This is a genomic window from Paramuribaculum intestinale (assembly GCF_003024925.1).
Classification (GTDB): Bacteria; Bacteroidota; Bacteroidia; order Bacteroidales; family Muribaculaceae; genus Paramuribaculum; species Paramuribaculum intestinale.
On the sequence record NZ_PUED01000012.1, the window covers coordinates 1 to 13,920 of the forward strand.

The 13,920-nt window shown below is 55.2% G+C and carries 11 protein-coding genes, 4 tRNA genes and 1 pseudogene; 7 read left to right on the plus strand and 9 right to left on the minus strand.

Going from position 1 to position 13,920, the window contains the following annotated elements; genetic code table 11:
• Positions 1-388 precede the first annotated feature (388 nt).
• Complete coding sequence (locus C5O24_RS02020) at positions 389-2,077, plus strand: tetratricopeptide repeat protein (RefSeq protein ID WP_107036066.1); 1,689 nt, start codon at positions 389-391, stop codon at positions 2,075-2,077.
• A 74-nt stretch (positions 2,078-2,151) separates the two neighbouring features.
• A tRNA-Gly gene (locus tag C5O24_RS02025) sits at positions 2,152-2,227 on the plus strand.
• 503 nt (positions 2,228-2,730) lie between these two features.
• Here the strand turns inward: C5O24_RS02025 and C5O24_RS02030 are convergent.
• The 7 genes and pseudogenes from C5O24_RS02030 to C5O24_RS02060 all read right to left on the minus strand — a co-directional run.
• Positions 2,731-3,064 (minus strand): annotated as a pseudogene (locus C5O24_RS02030) (ABC transporter permease); the annotation flags it as partial.
• Between the two features lie 104 nt (positions 3,065-3,168).
• Positions 3,169-3,252: transfer RNA gene (locus C5O24_RS02035), tRNA-Leu, on the minus strand.
• Between the two features lie 52 nt (positions 3,253-3,304).
• Positions 3,305-3,380: transfer RNA gene (locus C5O24_RS02040), tRNA-Gly, on the minus strand.
• A 53-nt stretch (positions 3,381-3,433) separates the two neighbouring features.
• Positions 3,434-3,506 (minus strand) — tRNA-Gly (locus C5O24_RS02045).
• Positions 3,507-3,692: 186 nt separating this feature from the next.
• On the minus strand, positions 3,693-4,388 hold the full coding sequence (locus C5O24_RS02050) for a metal ABC transporter ATP-binding protein (RefSeq protein WP_107036067.1): 696 nt from the start codon (positions 4,386-4,388) through the stop codon (positions 3,693-3,695).
• Positions 4,361-5,278: a metal ABC transporter solute-binding protein, Zn/Mn family gene (locus C5O24_RS02055; RefSeq protein ID WP_107036068.1), complete on the minus strand. Its 918-nt coding sequence runs from the start codon at positions 5,276-5,278 to the stop codon at positions 4,361-4,363. Before C5O24_RS02055 ends, C5O24_RS02050 begins: the two co-directional genes overlap by 28 nt.
• Entirely contained in the window at positions 5,278-5,697 is a 420-nt protein-coding gene (locus C5O24_RS02060) for a VanZ family protein (protein ID WP_161553762.1), read from the minus strand. Before C5O24_RS02060 ends, C5O24_RS02055 begins: the two co-directional genes overlap by 1 nt.
• Before the next feature lie 191 nt (positions 5,698-5,888).
• On the opposite strand from C5O24_RS02060, the gene C5O24_RS02065 reads away from it, so the two are divergent.
• The 5 genes from C5O24_RS02065 (at position 5,889) to cdaA (ending at position 10,728) form a co-directional block, all read left to right on the plus strand.
• Positions 5,889-7,250, plus strand: a complete 1,362-nt coding sequence (locus C5O24_RS02065; protein WP_107036070.1) for a sodium-dependent transporter — start codon at positions 5,889-5,891, stop codon at positions 7,248-7,250.
• A 7-nt stretch (positions 7,251-7,257) separates the two neighbouring features.
• Positions 7,258-7,596, plus strand: coding sequence for a hypothetical protein (locus C5O24_RS02070; protein WP_107036071.1), 339 nt, complete (start codon positions 7,258-7,260; stop codon positions 7,594-7,596).
• A gap of 2 nt (positions 7,597-7,598) precedes the next feature.
• Complete coding sequence (locus C5O24_RS02075) at positions 7,599-8,966, plus strand: sodium-dependent transporter (RefSeq protein ID WP_107036072.1); 1,368 nt, start codon at positions 7,599-7,601, stop codon at positions 8,964-8,966.
• A gap of 8 nt (positions 8,967-8,974) precedes the next feature.
• Positions 8,975-9,835, plus strand: a complete 861-nt coding sequence (gene folP, locus C5O24_RS02080; protein WP_107036073.1) for a dihydropteroate synthase — start codon at positions 8,975-8,977, stop codon at positions 9,833-9,835.
• A 110-nt stretch (positions 9,836-9,945) separates the two neighbouring features.
• On the plus strand, positions 9,946-10,728 hold the full coding sequence (gene cdaA / locus C5O24_RS02085) for a diadenylate cyclase CdaA (RefSeq protein WP_107036074.1): 783 nt from the start codon (positions 9,946-9,948) through the stop codon (positions 10,726-10,728).
• 6 nt (positions 10,729-10,734) lie between these two features.
• Here the strand turns inward: cdaA and C5O24_RS02090 are convergent, their stop codons facing one another.
• Together C5O24_RS02090 and C5O24_RS02095 are read right to left on the minus strand one after the other, a co-directional pair.
• Positions 10,735-11,733, minus strand: coding sequence for a pepsin/retropepsin-like aspartic protease family protein (locus tag C5O24_RS02090; protein WP_123549350.1), 999 nt, complete (start codon positions 11,731-11,733; stop codon positions 10,735-10,737).
• A 255-nt stretch (positions 11,734-11,988) separates the two neighbouring features.
• Complete coding sequence (locus tag C5O24_RS02095) at positions 11,989-13,866, minus strand: hydroxymethylglutaryl-CoA lyase-like TIM-barrel protein (RefSeq protein WP_107036076.1); 1,878 nt, start codon at positions 13,864-13,866, stop codon at positions 11,989-11,991.
• Between the last annotated feature and the right edge of the window lie 54 nt (positions 13,867-13,920).

A 13,920-nucleotide genomic window follows, 5' to 3' on the forward strand; every position in this document is an offset into this window, starting at 1 on the left:
CCCGTGACATCGCGAACCTGAAGCTCATCCATCACCTCCTTGAGGTCGACCGATGCATAACCTTCGCGCGGAGTCACAGCCACGTGACCTTTTTCGTTGATGGAGAAATATTTCAGACCCCATCCATTGATATTGTACAGCTCCGAGCTGTCGTCAATACGCCATTTTCTCATTTTCGAATAAACTTCAGTATTTTTATTTGAGTGCAAAAGTAATGATTAATTCGCACGAAAATCAGCATTATTACAGAAAAAAAGAAAAAAAATGGCTCATTAGCTTGACAAAGCCCATTATAATTCACTATATTTGCACCCGAATACCGCAGGCATCCAAGCCTACGGCACGTTTCAACGCAACTACAAAAACAAAAATATCCAAAACATCAGTTATGAAAAAAGCTTTAGGTCTGACTGTTGCGACAGCTGCCATGATCGTAGTGAGCGGCTGCAGCAAGAAGATGAACCAGTTTTCGGCTGATTACTTCAACTGCAACCCCAACCCGCTTGAAGTAGTCGGCACACAGGTGCCCGCCACCGTCACAGGCAACGTGCCTGCAAAGTTCTTCGTGAAGAACGCCACCGTCACCGTAACTCCGGTGCTTGTCTACGGCAACTACCAGACATCGGGCACCCCCGTCAAATATCAGGGTGAGAAAGTGCGCGGCAACGATCCCGTCGTAAGCTACGACCTCGGCGGCAGCGTTGTGATTCCCGCCAACTTCGCCTACACTCCCGAGATGATCAAGAGCGAGCTCTATCTGGAATTCAACGTTGAGCAGGGCAAGAAGCAGTATGTGCTTCCGCGCGTCAAGGTAGCCGACGGCGTTATCGCAACAGCCGCCTTCGCCAACGCAGGCACAGTCGATCCGGCCATCGCTCCCGACAAGTTCCAGCGCATCATCAACGAGAAGTACAGCGCCGACATCCGCTTCCTCATCAACCAGGCCAACATCCGTCCGGGCGAACTCAAGACCGCACAGATGGAAGCTTTCAACAATGATCTGAAAGCTGCCCACGCCGACACATCGCGCGTGATCAAGGAGCTCAACATCTCCTCGTATGCATCGCCCGACGGCTCGCTCGAATTCAACACCCAGCTGGCCGAGCGTCGCGAAGACAACACCGCCACATATCTTGAAAAGCAGCTCAAGAAGGACATGATCACAGAGTTCGGCGAACTCACCGCACAGTTCACTCCCGAGGACTGGGAAGGCTTCCAGAAGCTTGTTGCCGCCAGCGACATCCAGGACAAGCAGCTCATCCTCAGCGTGCTCTCGATGTATAAAGATCCCGAGCAGCGCGAACGCGAGATCCGCAACCTCGCCAACGTGTTTGAGGCTCTGGCCGACGAGATCCTGCCGCAGCTCCGCTACTCGCGCATCACGGCATCGGTCGACGTCATCGGCAAGAGCGACGCCGAGATCAACCATCTCTTCGACACAGACCCCTCCAAGCTGACCGTCGACGAACTCCTCTATGCAGCCACGCTCACAGAGAAGCCCGCACGCAAGGAGGCTATCTACACAGCCGCAACACGTCTTTATCCCAACGACTTCCGCGGCTTCAACAACCTCGGCATGGTGAAATACGAAATGGGCGACTACGCAGCAGCCAAGGCCTGCTTCGCACAGGCACAGAAGCTTGCGCCCAACGCTCCTGAAGTGCAGATGAACCTCGGTCTGATCGACCTGCTCAACTCCAACTACGACGCAGCCAACCGTTACTTCGGCAATGCCGCCGGCCTCAACGAGCTTGGTGACGCTCTCGGAGTGTACTACCTCAAGAAGGGCGACGCAGCAGCAGCCGTGAAGGCATTCGGCAACAGCAAGACCAACAACGCCGCTCTGGCGCAGATCCTTGCCAAAGACTACAGCAAGGCCAAGTCGACTCTGGCAGCTATCGCCACTCCCGACGCAACCACATATTATCTGATGGCAGTAGTGGGTGCACGCACCAACAACAGCCAGGCGCTCACCGCCAGCCTCCGCCAGGCCATCAAGCTTGATCCGTCGATGGCACAGCGCGCCGCACAGGATCTCGAATTCTCGAAGTTCAACCTCTCCGGTGTGCTGAACTAATCGACAGCGAGAGCGTTTATAGAAATTGACACAACAGGTTGCCGGCGCCTTTTGCCGCGCCGGCAACCTTCAATGCGGCAGTAGCTCAGTCGGTAGAGCATCAGCTTCCCAAGCTGAGGGTCGCGGGTTCGAACCCCGTTTGCCGCTCCAAGTATAAAGCGTTGAAAATAAGCGATCTGAAACTTATTTTCAACGCTTTTATACATCCGTACACATACACGCTGACCCGAAAAAAAGCTACCGCGAATGCGGATTCAGGCACTCCAGGATCAGATTGCGGACTGCAGCCCAACTCACCGACAGACAGCAGCCCAGACAGCAGCCCATCCAACCGACCAACCAATCAACTGACCGATCGACCAACTAACCGACGGAACAGCCGACATGACGACTGGCGGAACGACCCACAGAGCCATCCAATACAAACTAATACAACCATACAATCAGCCAACGATAGAGATCTCCCCCCCCTACAAACAGCGACACGACGCAGTAAGGCGACAGTCAGCACAGCGACGCAGTAATATAAAGCGCGGTGGAGTCCCGCTCACGCGGGGCGCCACTGCGACTATCCATAGATGCAAATAAACAGGATGGGAATATATGCTTATGCCATGGTGACAGGAAGAGAATGCGTGCGAACCAGACTCTCATCATTCGTAACGGATCGCTTCGATAGGATCGAGTCCTGCGGCTTTCTTGGCCGGATACCAGCCGAAAAAAAACTCCGGTGACAGTGCAGACCGCAAACGACAGCACTACCGAATAGAGCTGCACATAGACCAGCCAGTGGGCTATGAAATTGACCAGCCATGACGCTATCAGCCCCACGAGAATGCCGATCATGCCACCGCTGACGCTTGTGATCACTGCCTCTATGAGAAACTGCGACAGGATGTCGACACCTCGGGCGCCGATAGACATGCGCAGACCTATCTCACGCGTGCGCTCTGTCACTGACACATACATGATGTTCATGATGCCTAGGATTTCATAGTCCACGGGGATGGGATTTGAGAGAGTACGGTTGAGGGGGATAAAAACAGAAAATCCCAGATGTTTGAAATTCAAACATCTGAGATTTTCTGAAGTGTCCGAAATGAGACTCGAACTCACACGATCCAATGATCACTACCCCCTCAAAGTAGCGCGTCTACCAATTCCGCCATCCGGACTTAAATTCATCTGCTTGGATTGTCAGCAAACTCCATGGGTTGATTTTTGCATTGGAGCGAAAAACGGGACTCGAACCCGCGACCCCGACCTTGGCAAGGTCGTGCTCTACCAACTGAGCTATTTTCGCGAGTTGGATGCCTGCTGACTGCCGGCTGATGAAGTATGTTTATGTTCTCTTTGAGCGAAAAACGGGACTCGAACCCGCGACCCCGACCTTGGCAAGGTCGTGCTCTACCAACTGAGCTATTTTCGCAAGTCGGTGCAACCGTTTTCCCGATTGCGATGCAAAGGTAGGCATTATTTCCGAACCACCAAAATTTTCTGACTATTTTTTTGCATACATTTTTCTCACAAAATCGAAACGCTGCTGAAAATCAAAATTATAGCCCGACAACTTTTTTTTCGGGCAAAGCGGGCGGAATACGCGTCAACCTGGAATTCAGCCGCAGTCACACACCACACGATGGTTGTCGGAATGACACACATGGACCGTCCCGTCGACAATAATATGACGCGTGGCCATTGCCGCGATAGCCGTCATCTCATGGCTCACGAGCACTATCGTAGTGTTACCGGCCTTCTCGCGCAGGATTTCGTAGATACGCTGCTCGAAATGCTTGTCGACGTAGCTCAGCGGCTCATCGAGTATAAGCAGCGGTGCTTCCGATATTAGCGCCCGGCCGAGAAGCGATCGCTGCACCTGTCCGCCCGACAGGCGTCCGATCGGCTGCGAGGCATGCCGCTCCATGCCTATTGTGCGGAGGATGGCATTCGTACGCTCCTCCACATCCTTGCGACTCATGCCCCTGCATCCGAGAAGTCCAGAGGCCACCACCTCCGACACCGTGAGAGGAAAATGCGAGTCGATGGTGTTTTTCTGCGGCAGATAGCCCACATCCAGACGATCGGCACGCGATCCGTCGGCAGCGAAATACGCCACCTCGCCCTCGCTCGGCCTGAGAAGCCGGAGTATGATGCGCAGCAGACTCGTCTTGCCGCCGCCGTTGGGGCCGGTTATCGCCATGAAGTCACCACGGTGTATGTCGAGATCAACTCCCGACAGCACCCGACGGAGCCCGTGGCGGAGTCCCACGCCACGCATGCTTATCAATACAGGTCGTTGCTGTTTGTCCATTCTGTCAGATTGTCGACGAGTTGCATCATAGTCTTGTCCCAGTCAGCAGCCATGGGATTGAACATGGCCTTGCGTGCCCCAGTAGCCTGCACTATGGCGTCGGAGCGCCCCGATTCGTCCATCTGCGGCTGAACGAACATCACGAGCCGGCCTGGTGATGCGGACACCGAACGCAGCCGATCCATCAGTCCGGGTAGAGATATTTCCTTGCCCCCGCCGCCGAGCGCTATCTGCGTCAGGCCGTAATCGCGCGCGAAATAACTCAGCGAAGGGTGCCACACCATAAAGCCTTGCCCTCGCAGCGGAGCGAGCCGAGCCGACATGGCGCTGTCCATCCTCGCCAGACCGCGGTCGAGCTCGGCATGACGGCGACGGTATTCGTCGGCATTGACCGGATCGGCCTCCACCATAGCGTCGAGCATATTCGAAGCTATCACACGCGCATTGCGCACGGAGGTCCACGTATGCGGGTCAGTTCCCGCGTGATCATGATGATCATCTCCGTCATCATGCAGATGAGAGTGACCGCTGTCGGCTATCAGATCTATCCCCTCCGAGGTGTCGACCACACGCAGACGGCCGTTGCCATCCTTCAGGCGCAGTGCGAGCGCATCCTCCCACGGAAGATGACCCATCTTCATATACAATATGCCGCCGGAGGCCGATTTCAACGCCGCCAGAGGCGGATCGAAGTTTTCAGGATTGGCATCGCCGGGAAGCAATGATCTCACTTCCACCTTGTCGCCCACAATACTGTCGAGCAGCCACTTCTGCGGATCGATGCTCACCGTCACCACCGGACGGCTGCTCACCTTGGAGCTGCATCCGGAGAAAGCCGCCACAGCAGCGGCACCCAGAAGCATCAGCGTGTATCTAACTATATCAGTCATCAGCTTTCTTGTTTTAATGTGTCATTACGGCGGCCGGCCACATACTTCATCACTATGACGCCGGCAACGGCTCCGGACATATCCGCCACCCAGTCGGCCCAGTCGCCAGAACGGCCGGCACCCATGGCATACTGCAGTATCTCTACAATACCGCCAAGCGCACCCGAAACAACAGCTCCGGCGAGCCATGCCTGTCGTGAGCCTTTCAGTCTGTATATGTCAAGAGCCAGAAGAGCGGATATCACACCGAACATCAGGAAATGAGCCACCTTGTCGGCACCCTCGAAAAGACCTGGCGTTTCGTCGGGCAGCGGATCCGGCGCAAGAGTCAGCCAAAGCATGCCTCCTATGGCCACAGCCGACAACACGACCGGCGGGACACGCATCATCGCGTCAAATATCTTTACGAGCAGTTTCATGAATGCAAAGTTACAACAACTCTGTCTCAATTTCGTTGACATCACTCCGAAATTTGTCACACAGCTCGCCCGATCGACTGAAATCATGCCGGGAAAGACGGGTATAAACGCGTCCTAATTACAGCAGATGGCTGAGTACTTACAGTTTTTTCATTATCTTTGCCGAATATTTACACATCGTCAGTTTTTCAATGTCAGACAAACCCAAATTCGCATCAAAGATAGGCCTTGTCGCGGCTACGGTGGGGTCGGCCGTAGGACTCGGCAACGTTTGGCGCTTCCCGGCCGAAACGCAGGCCAACGGCGGAGCCGCGTTCCTTATCATCTATATAGCCTGCGTGTTTCTGCTCGGAGTGCCGGTCATGACAGCCGAATTCGCACTTGGCCGAGCCGGAGGCAGTGATGCCGTAGGAGTCTTCAAGAATATCGGTGCCAACCGCCGGTGGTGGATCATCGGCGCCCTCGGCATCATGGCCAGCTATATGATACTGATGTTCTATATGGTCGTGGCCGGATGGACACTCGAATATCTGATCCAGTCGATAAGCGGCCATCTTTACGACGGGCTGACTGCCGCCGCCGACTCCACGGCCCACTTCGCATCGCGCATGAAAGAGTTCATTGCCGACGGATGGAATCCGCTTGTCAACACCTATCTAATGATCATGCTCAACCTTGTAGTGCTGGCACTGGGAGTGCAGAAAGGCATAGAGCGGATATCCAACATACTGATGCCGCTACTGTTTCTGCTGCTGTTGATACTCGTCGGAGTAGCCATGACACTTCCGGGGCTCAAGGCCGGACTGACGTTCTTCCTGCGCCCCGACTTCTCGAAGATCACCACAGGAGTGGTGCTCAGCGCTCTCGGACAGGCATTTTTCTCGCTGTCGCTCGGCATGGGCATACTCATCACATATTCATCCTACTTCCCGCGCGACACACGTCTGTGTCGAACAGCCGTAACGGTCAGTCTGCTCGATCTGCTTGTAGCGATACTGATGGGACTGATAATCTTCCCGTCGGTAACATCGTTCGGACTGCAGAACGAAAGCCTTCAGGGAGCCACACTGGTATTCATCACACTGCCCGAGGTGTTCGCCCACATGCCGGCCACCGCGATATGGTCGTCGGCATTCTTCCTGCTGCTGACTGTCGCAGCGCTCACATCCACCATATCCATTGCCGAAGTGACGATCGCGTTTCTGGCCGACCGTTTCAGGCTGTCGCGCATCAAGGCGTGCCTGCTGACACTCATGCCTTTGTTTCTATTCAGCTCGCTATGCTCGCTGTCGCAGGGTCCGCTGTCGGAAATCACGATAGCCGGCCGCAACATTTTTGACTTTCTCGACTTCTTCGCCACAAACATCATGCTGCCGGCCGGCGCTCTGCTCCTGTGCGTCTACATGGGATGGTTCGCTCCGCGCCGTCTGTTGCGCGACCAGCTGACCAACTTCGGACAGATCACCTCGCACATGCCGGGCATCATCACGGCCATACTGCGCTACGTAGCACCGATATTGATACTCTTCATACTCCTCTCAAGCATCATCTGACAAACCAATGGCCTACGAGAAATTCACCTCCGCCGAACGCCGTGGCCTGCTGCTGCTGACCGGACTGCTGACAGCCGCTATATGTGCGGTGGCCATAGCCCGCGGATGCTCCGGCGGTGACCCTCAGCCACTTCCCCACGCGACAACCGCCACACTCCCACCTACAACTGACAATATCGCAGAGACTACAGCCGACGGCGACTCAGCCGTCACCCGGCAGCATCGCAAAAAACGCACCAGAAAAAACGCTCCCCGACTGACACCAGCCGGCCGCGAACGGAGCCACCGCGACGAATCGGTGCTCGATCACAACACCATACCAGCTGAAAACACCCACGAAAACTGACAATGACACCACACACCGACACCGACAACAGCATAGCCGCCAGTCGCGGCCAGTTTGCCACACGCTTTGCCGTGATAGCCGCCACGGTAGGCTCCGCCGTAGGTCTTGGCAACATATGGCGGTTTCCATACGAAGCCGGCACCCATGGCGGCGGCGCGTTCATGCTGCTATACATAGCTTTCATATTCATAATCGGAGTGCCTGTGCTTACAGCCGAGTTTATCATGGGCCGATCCACACGATCCAACATCTTCGGCGCCTACCGCGCTCTTGCCCCCGGCCGACCATGGTATTTAGCCGGATATATCGGCATCGTGGCCTCGATGACCATCATCAGCTTCTACTCCGTAGTGGCCGGATGGACACTCGAATACTTCATCGAGTCGATCACCGGTTCGCTATCGGGACTTGACAGCGGGCAATACCACAGCCGCTTTCTCGCTCTGGCCTCCGACGGCGTGCGTCCGGTCCTATGGACAATACTCTTTCTGGCCTTGAATTTCGTCATAGTGGCAAGGGGTGTCAACAAAGGGATAGAACGTATCTCCAATCTGCTCATGCCCACCCTTTTCGTACTGCTGATCGTCTTCTGCATAAGATCACTCACCTTTTCAGGCGCTTCCGAAGGCCTTCGGTTTTTATTCAGCCCCGACTTCTCGCAGATCACCCCCTCGGTAGCGCTCGGCGCCATGGGACAGGCATTCTTCACCCTCTCGCTCGGCCTCGGCTGCATGGCCACCTACGGATCTTATTTCTCATCACGCACTCCCCTGCTGCGCAGCGCTGTCACCACTGCCTCTCTCGACACCCTTGTGGCAATCCTGTCGGGAATCATCATATTCCCGGCCGTATTCACCTTCGGCGTTTCACCTGCAGCCGGACCCACGCTGATATTCGAAGTGCTCCCGTCGATATTCCATTCGCTCCCTCTCGGTCCGCTCTGGTCAGCTCTGTTTTTCTTCCTTCTGATACTGGCGTCGCTCACATCCACCATATCCATGTCGGAAACAGCCATAGCGTTTTTCATCGAAGAGCGCGGCATGAGCCGACGGACGGCCACAATGACCAACGCCACCGTGGCGCTCGTGTTCGGCACACTATGCGCCCTCAGTTTCGGCCCGCTCGACGGCTTCAGGATATTCTCGCTCAATATCTTCGACGCGTTCGACTATCTATCGTCCAACATACTGCTCCCCGCAGGCGGACTGATCATATCCATATTCACCGGATGGGTGATGCCGCGCCACATTCTCCGCGAGCAACTGTCGCCCGCCCGCCGCATCACTCTGACCGCGCTCACCATACTTCTGCGGTATATCGCTCCCACAGGCATAATACTTGTGTTTTTACGCTCTACAGGCATAATCTGACATTACACATGACACCATACAGCTTCACCCCGTTCTCAATGCGTCTGCCACGACGCCTCATAACAGCCGACCGTCCGCTGGTCATGGCCATACTCAACGCCACTCCCGACTCATTCTATGCGGCCTCGAGAGCCGACGGAGCCGACGCAATAGCCCGACGCGCCGAACGCCTGATTGCCGACGGCGCCGACGTCATTGATCTCGGCGCCTACTCCTCGCGCCCGGGAGCCGACGAAGTAAGCCCGCAGGAAGAGACCGACAGACTGCTTGCCGCATGCAGAGCCGTAAGAAGCGTAGCCCCCGACATACCTCTGTCGGTCGACACTTTCCGCGCCGAAGTGGCCCGCATAGCCGTGGAAGAGGGGGGAGCCGACATCGTCAACGACATAACCGGCGGCGACGATCCGGAAATGCTCCCCATCGTAGCACGGCTCGGAGTGCCGTACATAGCCATGCACATGCGCGGCACACCCGCCACTATGCAGTCCATGACACAATATCCCGACGACGATCCGACCGGGGATATCATCGCACGTCTGTCGAACGTCATCGAACGCTGCTCACAGCTCGGCATAGCCGACGTCATAGCCGATCCGGGTCTTGGATTCGCCAAAACCATGGAACAGAACTACAGGGTTCTCCGTCAGCTCCCGATCATCGCGCAGGCGCTCAGGCGGCCTCTGCTCATCGGCCTTTCGCGCAAGTCCATGCTCACAAAAGCACTCGGCATAGCTACCGAAGACGCGCTGCCGTCCACCGTGGCCGCCGACACCATGGCGCTTATGCTCGGAGCGTCGATCATCCGCGTCCACGACCCCCGCGAGGCATCACAGACTGTAAAATTGCTTGAGTTGCTGAAAAATTCGTAACTTTGCACAGTTTATGTCGGTGCTGACATCCACGCATCACCCGATGCCCGGACTAACGGCCACACACGACATCGCTCACTACCAGACAACTAATTCGCAGCCTCTCCGCCATGGATCCCTTCACCCTACGCGACGCCCTCGACATAGCGCTTGCCGCACTGCTCTTGTTCTACATCTACCGTATAATGCGGGAGTCGGGCACAATCAACATATTCTACGGTCTGCTTGCATTCATCGTGGTGTGGGTGGTAGCCTCACAGATTCTCGAGATGAAGCTCATCGGCACGATACTCGACAAGTTCATGTCGATAGGCCTGCTCATCATAGTCATACTGTTTCAGGATCAGATCAAACGATTTCTTGTTGAGCTTGGCGACCATAAGCGCTGGCGGTTTCTGCGCAACCTGTTCCACCACCGCAATCCCGCAGAGGATGCCGACGAGCGCGGACGACGTCTTATAATCCCCATCGTGTATGCGTGCATGAATATGGCCAAGTCAAAGACCGGGGCGCTGATAGTCATACAGCAGAATGTCCCGCTTGAGAATTACGAGCGGTCGGGCGACATCATTGACGCCCTGCCCAACTCACGTCTCATAGAAAACATCTTTTTCAAGAACTCACCTCTCCACGACGGCGCACTTATCGTAGCCGACGACCGACTGAAATCGGCCGGATGCATCCTGCCGGTGTCGCATGACCGAAACGTGCCGCGCGCACTTGGACTGCGTCACCGCTCGGCACTCGGCATATCACAGGCGACAGACGCCATAGCCATCGTGGTCAGCGAAGAGACCGGCGGCATATCCATCGCCCACAAAGGACGTCTGACCACGCGTCTGTCGTCGGCCGATCTCGAGCACAATCTCACACAGATACTTCACCAGCTCTGACCCGTCTCAGTCTACAATCTCTACAGACGAAACCAAAGGAGGAGTCTGTCTTGGGACATCGAAATAACGACGTAAATACACCTCCCCGCCGGCAAAATCTATCATACAGTCCTGCTCGAACAGATTCAACGGATTGAAAGCAAACCTCTCCTCGTCGTTGTCGTAATAATACACTATCACGTTGCCACCTCTCGAACCGATCTCCATCCACTCCGAATCATTTTTCAGAGCAGGATAGCTCTCCACCATGGTGACAATCGTATCAACCGGAAATCCAGCTGATGATTTCGGCAGACTTTCCGGCGACATTTTCACCATAGCCACACGGATACCGGTGTCACAAAAGAAGTTCATCATCTCTCCATTGACACGCATGTCCATATAATATCGCCGCCCAAGCCACAGAGCGTCGGCCAGAGAACGTGAATAATAAAGCCGGTTGAACGGTTCATACCCATCCGGAATATCATTGTACAGTCTCAAGACTCCGTTCATATAGTCGTAGGCCACCTTGAATTTCTGTATGAAGTCGATGCCGAGCACCGAATAGCCGGTCTGCGACGGAGCGAAATCCACACCCTCCACTACGTTACGTGTGGCTTTGTGTGCGACAGCCCTTACAGCGCCGCTCACGCTGTCGGCTACAAAGTGATAGTCATACAGCGGAATGCTCACCGTATAACGGTCAAAACAGATCCTCGTCTTGCCGTCACCGTCGCGCCCCATCACCGGATAGAATTTCTTCTCGACGCTCATCCCCATTTCCCGGAGTCGTTCCAGATCAGCTTCGGTGATTGTGGATATGTCGCTGCCGGTATCAAACTTGAACCGCAGGCCGGGCACAATCTCCACCATAACTTTCTGATCGACCAAAGGCAACACACCGATCTCTCCCTGGGTGAGCTCCACCCTGAGGTCGTTCTGCGATGACAAAGCCGTCAATAGTCCATAAGTCAGAACAACAATGGCCAATATCGAGCATAATATGATGATAATCCGTTTCATACACTGTTTTAAGCTAAACCGCCATACAGACATCGGCGCTTCTCAGCGAGAGCCACAGTTCAAGACTATGACATATCCGGGACGTGCATACCGTCTGTTTTTATTACAAACTTAACCATCCGCCGCATCATTTCCAATAAAGTCACACTATTGTCAACACTTTGTCAACAAAAAGAAGCATCTTCCGCACATCCGGCGTGAAGCCGTTATGCGGAAGATGCCTTTTGCGGTTCTATACCGTTCTGATCCAGTGGATCAGTCCTGATACTCTATCATCGGGGCGTCGGCAGCGAATCGGTCGCCGGGCTTCACAAACACACGTTTTACCGTGGCGTCGTGCTCGGCCTCGACGTCATTTTCCATCTTCATCGACTCATAAACGAGCAGTTTCTGACCTTTCTTGACGGTATCTCCGGGCTTTACCGACACTTCCAGGACAGTTCCGGGCATCGGTCCGCTGACCACCTCACCGGTGATAGGCTCTATCTTCTCCTCCTTTTCTGCCTCCTTGGCGGCTGCGGCCTGCCGGACAGCGGCCTGCTGAGCGTCATATTCGGCCTGGCGCTTGTTGCGCAGGAAAGTAGTGGCGACATTAGGAAGCAGTTCAAGCAGCAGATACTCCTCATCGTTCTGCGCGAGCTTCATGCCTCCGAGCTCGGCCACCTCCGGATTTTCGGGAGCCTTGTAGGAGCTTACGTCATAGGGATGCTCTTCGGCGTCGCCGGTGATCTGACGGCGGAACTCCGGATCGACGGCCACAGGCGTGTGTCCGTATTCGCCCTTGATGAGCGACATGAACTGATTGGACTTGTTTGTGTAGTCGGCATTGCCCTTCTTGCGGTCGAGCGCCAGGAATACTGCCTGACTGCCCACGATCTGGCTTGTGGGAGTCACCAGAGGCACCAGACCGGCGTCGCGGCGCACCTTCGGGATGAGAGCCATAGCGTCGTCGAGCACATCCTCCGACTGCAGAGCCTTGAGCTGTGCCACCATGTTGGAGTACATGCCGCCCGGCACCTCGGCGTTCTTCACGAGCAGGTTGGGTTTGGGGAAGCGGAAATAGTTCTCTATGGCATGACAAGCCTCAAGCATCGCTTCCTCGTCGCCGGCGCGTCCGGCAGCGATAGCATCGTCAAAAAGTTGCGATATTTCAGCAGGGAGTGTATCGTTCAGCGGATCGAATTCGACAGGGAACTCCTTGACAAGATCGAACGGAGCCAGCTCACGACGGGCGCCGAGAAGCTCGTTGCGGATCTTGCCTACCGCCTCCATGTCGGCCTCCACCTCTATGCCGAGGCGCTGGGCAAACACGTAGATCAGCTCTATGGCCGGAGCGGCCGAGCCGCCGCCAAACCACCAGATGTTGGTGTCGAGAATGTCCACGCCGTGGATCATGGCCATCACCGACGATGCCAGGCCATAGCCCGGAGTGCAGTGGGTGTGGAAATCCACAGGCACTTTCAGACGGCTCTTAAGCTTCGAGATGATCGACGCGGCGCGCAGCGGATTGACCAGGCCGGCCATATCCTTGAGGGTTATGATTTTGGCACCGAGAGCCTCCATTTCGAGAGCTTTTTCCACGAAATACTCGTCAGTAAATATTTTTTCAGGCTCCGACTGGCCGCCGAACAAGCGCCTCATACGGCTTCCGAAACCTCCCTTGGCGGGCTCGCTTTTGGGATCGACAGTGTAACACACCGCGCCGTCGGCTATGCCTCCAAGACGGTTGATCATCTTGATCGACTCCCTTACGTTGTCAATATCGTTGAGAGCGTCGAATATACGCATCACGTTCAAGCCATTGGCTATAGCCTCCTTGTAGAATCCCTCGAGCACGCTGTCGGGATAGGGCACATAACCGAACAGGTTGCGTCCGCGCGACAGAGCCGACAGAAGCGATTTTCCCTTCATGGCCTCGCTCGCCTTGCGCAGGCGATCCCAGGGCGATTCGCCGAGATAACGCATCACAGAGTCGGGAACGGCACCGCCCCACACTTCCATGATATAGAAACCTGCATTCTCATAAAGAGGCAACAGCCGGTCGATAGTCTGCTGGCTCATACGGGTGGCGAACAGCGACTGCTGTCCGTCGCGCATCGTCAAATCTCTGATTTTAAGCTTTCGAGCTTCCATAATACGATTTCATATCTTGATTTCAGGCTACAAAGTTATATCTTTTAATCCGAT

Bases quoted from the DNA above. Each gene is read 5' to 3' on its own strand.
- C5O24_RS02060 (WP_161553762.1), bottom strand. From the start codon at position 5,697: ATGAAACTGCTCGTAAAGATATTTGACGCGATGATGCGTGTCCCGCCG.
- C5O24_RS02075 (WP_107036072.1), top strand. From the start codon at position 7,599: ATGACACCACACACCGACACCGACAACAGCATAGCCGCCAGTCGCGGC.
- cdaA (WP_107036074.1), top strand. From the start codon at position 9,946: ATGGATCCCTTCACCCTACGCGACGCCCTCGACATAGCGCTTGCCGCA.
- C5O24_RS02090 (WP_123549350.1), bottom strand. From the start codon at position 11,733: ATGAAACGGATTATCATCATATTATGCTCGATATTGGCCATTGTTGTT.
- folP (WP_107036073.1), top strand. From the start codon at position 8,975: ATGACACCATACAGCTTCACCCCGTTCTCAATGCGTCTGCCACGACGC.
- C5O24_RS02070 (WP_107036071.1), top strand. From the start codon at position 7,258: ATGGCCTACGAGAAATTCACCTCCGCCGAACGCCGTGGCCTGCTGCTG.
- C5O24_RS02065 (WP_107036070.1), top strand. From the start codon at position 5,889: ATGTCAGACAAACCCAAATTCGCATCAAAGATAGGCCTTGTCGCGGCT.
- C5O24_RS02055 (WP_107036068.1), bottom strand. From the start codon at position 5,278: ATGACTGATATAGTTAGATACACGCTGATGCTTCTGGGTGCCGCTGCT.
- C5O24_RS02050 (WP_107036067.1), bottom strand. From the start codon at position 4,388: ATGGACAAACAGCAACGACCTGTATTGATAAGCATGCGTGGCGTGGGA.
- C5O24_RS02020 (WP_107036066.1), top strand. From the start codon at position 389: ATGAAAAAAGCTTTAGGTCTGACTGTTGCGACAGCTGCCATGATCGTA.
- C5O24_RS02095 (WP_107036076.1), bottom strand. From the start codon at position 13,866: ATGGAAGCTCGAAAGCTTAAAATCAGAGATTTGACGATGCGCGACGGA.